The following is a 1,234-nucleotide window of genomic DNA, read 5'->3' on the forward strand; positions in this document are numbered from 1 at the left end:
AACCCTTATAGAGAAAGACATTGGACGATTTTTGTCAATTGTTTTTGATCTAGAGCGAGCTAATCAGTTAAATCTTTTGCCAGATAAGGATTTAGTCGATTTATGCCCCCCTATCGAACCATAACAAGTAACGAAGAGCCACTTTAGTAATGATCTAAGCCGTAACTTGCATAATCTCTTTAGCGGGAACAGCTAACACTAATTGATTAGGATAAACAATTTCTACGCCAATTGTCTCCATAAATGCTTCTTTTTCTGCTTGAGTGGCTGAGACAAAATTTCCTTGTTCATCATATTTAACCCAATTCCCAAATAATTCTACTAGATAAGCCTCCCCATTTTTCAGAACTTCTACAATTGCTCCAACTGTACCGATAGGCGCAATTCCGCCATCGGTTAAGGGAATATCTTCCGTTAGTTGAATATCATCAAATAATTTAAACTTACTCATTTTTATTACTCTAAACTTTTATTGATTGAAACTAGAAGGTACTGCTGTGACAAATCTCACCACATCTTCTCCTGTCAGGATAATCCAAACAGTACGAATTTGATGTAATTTACCAGAATATCCCCTGATTTTAACATAAGCACGATAGCGATCGCCATACTCTGTTGTATCTTGTTTTTGTAATATTTCGAGAGATACTGTCTCTAGTATAGCTTCTCGAATCGCTTCAGGATTATCAAATCCCATAACTTCACGCCAAAACTTACGTTTATCTCCACCAACGCCTGCTTTAGTGGTGTGGTTGAGCAGATAGTTAGCCTTAGATAAGGGAAATTCAAATTGAGTCGCTGAAATCATTTATGTCTAAACCAAGAAACCCTCGAAGCAATATTTTCCTGAGATGACGATTATAGCGTGTCATTGCGAGGGGGATATACTTGTATCGCATAAAATCATAATTCTCAGCCTTGCTTGCGATATTTTTCTAGTAGGTGTTTTTGATAAGTTGTCGGTTCTGACTGAGAAAAGGGCGATAGTTGTTTCAATTCTTTAACCCAATTTTCCCAAGCATTATTCATGGTTTGAGTTTCATTTTCTTTAAGTAGTTGCTGTTTGCTGTTCAGGTTTTTTATCCTTCCCTAAAAAGGCTCTTCGGTTTGTGTTATGCAATGGACGGGGGTTATAAGGGATGGAACCCTTATAGAGAAAGGCATTTAGCGATTTTTGTCAATTGTTTTTTATCTAGAGCGAACTAATCAATTAAGTCTCTTGCCAGATAAGGAT

At 37.0% G+C, this 1,234-nt stretch carries 2 protein-coding genes; both read right to left on the reverse strand.

The genetic code is table 11. The features are described from left to right. Positions 1-154: 154 nt before the first annotated feature. On the reverse strand, positions 155-451 hold the full coding sequence (locus O9332_RS21700; protein ID WP_002763537.1) for a DUF4926 domain-containing protein: 297 nt from the start codon (positions 449-451) through the stop codon (positions 155-157). Between the two features lie 18 nt (positions 452-469). Further along, complete coding sequence (locus O9332_RS21705) at positions 470-808, reverse strand: DUF6883 domain-containing protein (protein WP_002763535.1); 339 nt, start codon at positions 806-808, stop codon at positions 470-472. Positions 809-1,234 lie beyond the last annotated feature (426 nt).

The sequence above is a fragment of the Microcystis sp. LE19-10.1B genome (assembly GCF_027530565.1).
GTDB classification, from domain to species: Bacteria; Cyanobacteriota; Cyanobacteriia; order Cyanobacteriales; family Microcystaceae; genus Microcystis; species Microcystis aeruginosa.

Bases quoted from the DNA above. Each gene is read 5' to 3' on its own strand.
- O9332_RS21705 (WP_002763535.1), bottom strand. From the start codon at position 808: ATGATTTCAGCGACTCAATTTGAATTTCCCTTATCTAAGGCTAACTAT.
- O9332_RS21700 (WP_002763537.1), bottom strand. From the start codon at position 451: ATGAGTAAGTTTAAATTATTTGATGATATTCAACTAACGGAAGATATT.